Annotated in this window: 5 protein-coding genes and 1 pseudogene; 3 read left to right on the top strand and 3 right to left on the bottom strand. The window is 70.6% G+C overall.

What is annotated here, in order from left to right:
- Positions 1-34: 34 nt before the first annotated feature.
- The 3 genes from ACRDTB_RS03935 to ACRDTB_RS03945 form a co-directional block, all read right to left on the bottom strand.
- Positions 35-1,708: a BCCT family transporter gene (locus ACRDTB_RS03935; protein WP_431428527.1), complete on the bottom strand. Its 1,674-nt coding sequence runs from the start codon at positions 1,706-1,708 to the stop codon at positions 35-37.
- Between the two features lie 4 nt (positions 1,709-1,712).
- Positions 1,713-2,699 (bottom strand): transporter substrate-binding domain-containing protein, encoded by a 987-nt coding sequence (locus ACRDTB_RS03940; protein WP_431428528.1) that lies wholly within the window; start codon positions 2,697-2,699, stop codon positions 1,713-1,715.
- Between the two features lie 76 nt (positions 2,700-2,775).
- Entirely contained in the window at positions 2,776-3,048 is a 273-nt protein-coding gene (locus ACRDTB_RS03945) for a hypothetical protein (protein WP_431428529.1), read from the bottom strand.
- Between the two features lie 57 nt (positions 3,049-3,105).
- On the opposite strand from ACRDTB_RS03945, the gene ACRDTB_RS03950 reads away from it, so the two are divergent.
- The 3 genes and pseudogenes from ACRDTB_RS03950 to ACRDTB_RS03960 all read left to right on the top strand — a co-directional run.
- Positions 3,106-3,540 (top strand): hypothetical protein, encoded by a 435-nt coding sequence (locus ACRDTB_RS03950; protein ID WP_431428530.1) that lies wholly within the window; start codon positions 3,106-3,108, stop codon positions 3,538-3,540.
- Positions 3,541-4,014: 474 nt separating this feature from the next.
- Positions 4,015-5,826, top strand: a complete 1,812-nt coding sequence (locus ACRDTB_RS03955) for an NAD(P)/FAD-dependent oxidoreductase (RefSeq protein WP_431428531.1) — start codon at positions 4,015-4,017, stop codon at positions 5,824-5,826.
- Positions 5,823-6,069, top strand: a pseudogene (locus tag ACRDTB_RS03960) (hypothetical protein); the annotation flags it as partial. The gene ACRDTB_RS03955 and the pseudogene ACRDTB_RS03960, both read left to right, overlap by 4 nt.

Here is a 6,069-nt window from a genome sequence, read left to right on the forward strand (position 1 = left end):
CATCGGCGAGGGCGTACCGCGACGGTTCAAGGAATCATGAGCGATCACGGTCTGGGGCGCGAGTGGGAGCGTCTTCGGATGTCGGATGCGCCGCGGGAGACGAGCTCACGGTCTCTCGACCCGGCTCCGCGTCGGCATCGCGGCGGCCGCCCCGATGCCGACGTCGGCGCGGCGGCTCGATCACGCCCGCCCGCACGTCGCCGCGGATGTCCTTCGCGAGAGCCACGCACATCGCGAGGAGCACCAGCACGAACGGCGAGGCCACCACGATCGCGCCCCACTGCAGCGCGTCCAGCCCGCCGATGATGAGCAGCATCAGCGCGACCAGACCGACCAGCAGACCCCAGCTCACGGTCAGCCACTTCTTCGGCTCCGGGTCGCCCTTCGACGAGAACGTGCCCAGCACGATGGCGCCGGCGTCGGCGCCGCTGACGAAGAACACCGCGGCGAGCACGACCACGGCCAGGCTGGTCACCGTGGCCAGCGGGAACGCCTGCAGCACCTCGAACAGCGCGGCCTGCGCGCTCTCGCCCGCGGCGGCCGCGACGTCGGTGACCCCGGACAGCTGCAGGTCCAGGGAGGTCCCGCCGAGCACGGAGAACCACACCACGGTGGCGATGCTCGGCGCGATCAGCACCCCGAGCACGTACTCCCGGATGGTGCGGCCGCGCGAGATCTTGGCCAGGAAGCTGCCGACGTAGGGCGCCCAGGAGATGCCCCACGCCCAGAAGAACACCGTCCAGTTCTGCATCCACGGGCCGTCGTCGAACGCGCCCGTCTCGAACGACATCGGCAGGAAGTTGAACACGTAGCCGCCGAGCGCCTCGGACAGCAGGTCCAGGATGAACCGGAACGGGCCGAGCACCAACAGGAACACCATCAGCGCGATGGCCAGCAGCACGTTGAAGTCGGCGAGCCGCTTGATGCCCTTCTCCACGCCGGCCACCGCGGAGAACACGAACGCGATGGTGAGCACGCCGACCACGATGACCAGCAGCAGCGCGGAGCTGTCGATGCCGGCGACGAACCCGAGCCCAGCGATGATCTGCAGCGTGCCCAGCCCGAGGGTCACCGCGTTGCCGACCAGCGTCGTGACGATGACCCAGGTGTCGATGCCGCGGCCGACACCGTTGTCCGCGTGCCGGCCGAGCAGCGGCCGCAGCGTCGAGCTGACCAGCGAGCTGCGCCGCTTGTTCAGCGTGGTGTAGGCGAAGGCCAGCCCGGCGACGCCGAAGAACGCCCACGGATGCAGGGCCCAGTGGAAGATGGAGTACTGCATCCCCACCACCGCGGCCTCCTCGGTGCGCGGCGCGGGGCCGCCGGGTGGCGGCTCGGCGTAGAGCAGCACCGGCTCGTAGGCACCGTAGAAGATCAGCCCGATGCCGACGCCCAGCGCGAACATCATCGCGACCCAGGAGAACGTCCGGTACTCGGGCTCGTCGTGCGGATCGCCGAGCTTGACCCGGCCCAGGCGGCTGAACGCGAGGTAGAGGATGAAGAGCACGAAGCCGAGCGTGGCGAGCACGAACACCCAGCCGAACCATTCGGCGATGAACGCGTAGATGTGCAGCCCGCCCACCCGCACCTGGTCGCTGAACAGGAGCCCGGCGAGCAGGAACACGACCGCGAGCGCCGCCGCGACGACCGTCACCGGCATGTCGATTCCCGCGCGCCAGCGTCCGCGCACGGCGAGTTTGTCCTGCTTCATTCCCTCACCTCGGCAACGGGTCGATCTCGGCGCCGGGCACCCCACCGGTCCGGCACAACTGCTCGGTGGTGACGCCGGGCTCGGGCATCTCGGCCTCGGTGAAGCCGAACGGCTCGGTCAGGTCCAGGATCCGGCCCTCCCTGCGCAGCGCGTTCAGCTCGTCGTTGAACGCGGTGACCAGCGTGCCGTCGGTCCTGCGGAAGCCGGCGGCGCCGCAGCCAAGGACCTCCTCGCCGTCGACGACCGGGGCGAAGGGGTCCAGCACCTCGATCTGCCGGACGAGCTCGGCCGGCTCCTGCCCGCCGGGCACCTCCGGCCGCTGGTCGCGCAGGGCGTCGACGAGCGCGCGCAGCGAGACGCTGGTGAGGGTGAACGCGTCGACGTCGCCCTCGGCCACCTGCCGCAACCCGGCGATCTGGTCGCCCACCAGCTCCACGCGGCTGTCGGGAATCCCGGCCGACCGCGCGTAGTCCTGTTCCACGGCGCCGCCCAGCACGGCGAGCCTCGCCTCGGCGTCGGCCACCGAGGCGTAGTCGGTAAGGCTCTTGGGGTTCCCCGCCGCGACCAGCAGCGCCGAGCGACCGCAGTAGACCGGAGCGGAGAACGAGATCCGGTCGCATCTCGGGGCGTTGACGAACATGCCGGCTCCGATGACGTCGAACCGGCCGGCGTTGAGCCCGTCCGCGAGGTCCCGGAACAGCGTCTCGACGCCCTCCACCTCGATGTCGCCGATCCGGGCGAACACCTCCCGGTGTACCGCGGGCATCGCGCCCACCAGGACGCCGTCGCCGGCCGTCTCGTCGCGGTAGGCGAACGGGCGCTCGCCGGCATGGCCGATGCGGACGACACCCTCCTTCTTGATCCGCTCGAGCGTGTCGTCCAGACCGACGGCGCCGCAACCGGTCGCCAGACCGCCGAACGCGCCGAGCCCGATCGCCGCCAAGCCGCCCTTGAGAAGCTGCCGCCGGGACAGGTCCAACTGCGCGGGCACTGCCCTCCCCCTCCGCTCGTTCGGGTGGTGACTGGGCGGCACATTATCAACACGGACAGTCCGATGGTCGAGCAGGTCACCAGCGCGGGGGACCACCCGCGAGCGGCGCCTCAGCTGTCCTCGAGGCCGATCGCGACGGTGTTGTCGCGACGGCGAGCTCGCCGTCGTAGCCGTTGCCGGTGAACTTCAGGCCGACCACTTGCACGCCCACGCCGACGGTGTCGTCGTCGGTGATCTGGTAGCCGGCGGTGGGCAGTGCCGACCGGTAGAACGCGGCGACGTCGTCGGGCGACCTGCCGGTGAGGACGATGGCGACCTCGTCGGAGTCCTCGGCCTGGGTGACGGTCACGCCGGGCAGGATCGGGAAGTCGTCGTCCGGCCAGTTGGCGGGCAGCTGCGAACCGACGTGGTCCTCCGCTTCCGCGGGCGCCGTGGAGTCGTCGGCCGGTTCTGCCGAGGGCTGGTCCTGCTCCCCGCGACGGTCACGGTCTCGGTGGCCGGCTGCTGGTGGATCGGCCGGACGGTCCGGCCGGAGTGCGACGGTGTGCTCGCCGGCCGCGAACCGATCGTGAAAGCCAGCCGGTCGTTGGTGTGTGGTCGTGATCTTCGCTTCGACGCACCGGACGCGGATCGCGGCGGTGCCCGCCGCCGTGCTGGTCGCCGGCGGGCCGGGTTGGGGGTGGGCGGTTGGCTGGCCGCCGTTCGCGCCGCCTACCTATGGGGGTTGGTGCTCGAGGCCTTTGGTCTGCGCCTGCTGGTGTTCGTCGCGTTGCCGACGCTGCGCCGCTCGGTTCGGGCCGCAGTGTGCGTGGTGCTCACCGCCGGTCGCCCGCCACGGTGAACTGGTCATCCCGGTCGGCGGGCAGCGTGCTCAGTTCACGGCCGTCGACCAGCGAGACGACGAGCAGGGACCGCCGGTGCTGCCATCGCTGGCGGCGCTGCCGGTGTCGGACAGGACGTGGGAGTTCGTCGACGGAGCCGGAACCCACGGTCGGCCGCGAACGGCAGGTACGCGGGCTCGGTGGGCGACACCCCGGTCACGTCCACACCGGACGGGGACCGGTGCGACGTGTGGTTCGGCGGGGACCGTCACGAGGTCGACCGCACGTCCCACGATGGACGGACCGGCAGGACGACCGGATCGATCCGAACACACGAGATCGGCTCGGTCCACCCGGCGGGTCCCGGTAGGGCATTGCTCGCCACCGACGGAAAGATCATGCTGATCGGATCATGAGAACCGAGCCGGCTCGTTAGCGCACCGTAAGCCGAATCCGGTTCTGCTCCGCGATGGACAAATGGTGGAATCTGCGTCGTGACTCCACCGACCCAGCCGATGCCGGACGTCTCGAAGGTCATGTGTCTGCTCACCGGAGGCTCGGTGGGGCTGGTCACCGGGTTGATCGTGCAGCTCATCCAGGTGACGCAGGACATGACCGGCATGGGTTTCATCGGTACCAGACCGTCCGACCCGGGGATCTGGTTCGCGGTCGTGCTGTCGGTGCTCGGCGGGGTGGGCATCGGCGCCGTGGTCGGCTACCGCCCGCGTGGTCACGCGGCGGCCACGGGTTCGGGCCTGCTGGTCGGTCTGCTGGTGTGGGTCGCCGAGTCGCTGACGTTGCTGCCACTGCTCACCGGGCAGCCGGTGAGCTGGTCGATCGAGGACGCCGAGGCCACCTTCCCGTACCTGATCGGACGGATGCTGTTCGGGGCACTGACCGGGTTGGGCACGCACTACGTGCTCGCCGTCCTGATCCGGTCCCGGCCACCGTCCATACGGGACGACTGGTCGGGACCGGCACATCGGATCGTGATCCTCGGCGGCGGCTTCGCCGGGGTGACCACGGCGCGCCGGCTGGAGCACCGGCTGGCCAGGCGGACCGACGTCGAGATCGTGTTGGTCAGCGACAGCAACTATCTGCTGTTCACGCCGATGCTCGCCGGGGTCGCCGCGGGCACACTGCAGGCGAGACACATCAGCGCACCGCTGCGCGCGTGCTGCCCGCGCACCGTGTTCCACCGGGCGCTGGTGGAGTCGGTGGACGTGGCACGCCGGCAGGTCTGGCTGCGACGTGGCAGTACCGGGGGCGGTGCCGGGGTGGCTGCCGGGGCGCCGGAAGCCATGCGCTACGACCAGCTCGTGCTCGCGCTCGGCGCGACGGCGAACTACCGCGGGCTGCCCGGCGTCGCCGAACACGGGTTCGCGTTGAAGACCCTCGATGACGCGACCAGGCTGCGCAATCACGTCATCGGCATGCTGGAGCGTGCCGACGTCGAGCCGGATCCGGTGGAGCGGGAGCGGCAGCTCACGTTCGTGGTCGTCGGCGGCGGCTTCGCCGGTGCCGAGCTGATCGCGGAGCTGTTCGACATGGTGCACGACGTGCGGCGGTACTACCCGCGCATCGAGCCGGGGCAGCTGCGGTTCGTGCTGGTGCACTCGCAGGACCACATCCTGCCCGAGCTGCCTCGCGGTCTGGCCGACCACTCACTCGCCGAGCTGCGCAAGCGGGGGATCGAGTTCATCCTGTCCGCCAGGCTGACCGCGGCCACGGCGGACTCCGTGATGCTGAACAACGGGCGGCGACTCGGCACCCGCACTCTGGTGTGGACGGCGGGCAACCAACCCAACCCGCTGATCGCGACCCTGCCGGTGCCGCAGGACCGTGGCGCCGTGTCCTGCGAGCCGACGCTTCGCGTGCACGGGCTGACAAACATGTGGGCGCTCGGCGACTGCGCGTCCGTGCCCGACGTGCTCGCGCCCGGCGAGTTCCACCCGCCGACGGCCCAACACGCGCTGCGCCAGGGAAAGGTGGCCGGGGACAACATCGTCGCCACGCTGAACGGCAGGCGGGAGCTCAAGCCGTTCAGGTTCCGCACCATCGGACTGCTGGTCTCGCTCGGCCACCAGAAGGGCGCCGCGGAGTTCCGTGGCCGCCCGTACAGCGGGTTGTTCGCCTGGCTGCTGTGGCGGGGTGTCTACCTGCTCAAGCTGCCCGGGTTGGAGAAGAAGGTTCGGGTCGTGCTGGACTGGATCCTGGACCTGTTCTTCCCGAGGGACGTCGTGCTCACCGAACCTTCGCTCACTCGGTCCACATTGGACGACAAGGAACAGGAACCGGTGCGATGAAGGACTTCTGGGCCGCCGCGGGCCGCGGAGCCGTCGCCGGCGTGGCCGGCGGGTCGGTGTTCGGCGCGGCCATGGCCGCGCTGGGCACGTTGCCCACCGTGGCCGGACTGATCCGGGTCGAGTCCGCGGTTGCCGGGTTCGCGGTGCACATGGTGATCTCGGTGGTCGTCGGCGCGCTGTTCGGTGTGCTGGTTCGGCACCAGAGCGCCGGCGCGGGGGAGACGGTGTTCTGGGGCCTGAGCC

Source organism: Actinophytocola sp., from assembly GCF_050699935.1.
Lineage (GTDB): Bacteria > Actinomycetota > Actinomycetes > Mycobacteriales > Pseudonocardiaceae > Actinophytocola.

Bases quoted from the DNA above. Each gene is read 5' to 3' on its own strand.
- ACRDTB_RS03935 (WP_431428527.1), bottom strand. From the start codon at position 1,708: ATGAAGCAGGACAAACTCGCCGTGCGCGGACGCTGGCGCGCGGGAATC.